The organism is Thalassococcus profundi (assembly GCF_003344785.1).
Taxonomy (GTDB): Bacteria; Pseudomonadota; Alphaproteobacteria; order Rhodobacterales; family Rhodobacteraceae; genus Puniceibacterium; species Puniceibacterium profundi.
On record NZ_QPMK01000083.1, the window covers coordinates 1 to 548 of the forward strand.

At 71.7% G+C, this 548-nt stretch carries 1 protein-coding gene; it reads left to right on the plus strand.

The features are described 5' to 3' along the window. On the plus strand, positions 1 to 548 hold a 548-nt coding region (locus DU478_RS23080), incomplete at both ends, for an MBG domain-containing protein (protein WP_267897134.1).

Here is a 548-nt window from a genome sequence, read left to right on the forward strand (position 1 = left end):
CCGTCGCCGGATCGCCCTACGCCATCACCGCGGCGGCGGCGGAGGGCACGGGCCTCGGCAACTACGCGATCACCTACGACACCGGCAGCTTCGACGTGACCCCGGCGCCGCTGACGATCACCCCCGACGATCAGAGCAAGACCTACGGGGAGCTCTTCGCCTTCGACGGGACGGAGTTCGTGGCGACGGGTCTGCTGTTCTCCGACGCGGTGACCTCGCTGGCGCTCACGAGCGCGGGCGCTGCGGCGGACGCGACCGTGGCCGGGTCGCCCTACGCGATCACGGGGTCGGCGGCGGAGGGCTCGGGCCTCGGCAACTACGCGATCACCTACGACACCGGCAGCTTCGACGTGACCCCGGCGCCGCTGACGATCACCCCCGACGATCAGAGCAAGACCTACGGCGAGCTCTTCACCTTCGACGGGACGGAGTTCGTGGCGACGGGGCTGCTGTTCTCCGACGCGGTGACCTCGCTGGCGCTCACGAGCGCGGGCGCCGCGGCGGATGCGACCGTGGCCGGGTCTCCCTACGCCATCACCGGGTCGGCG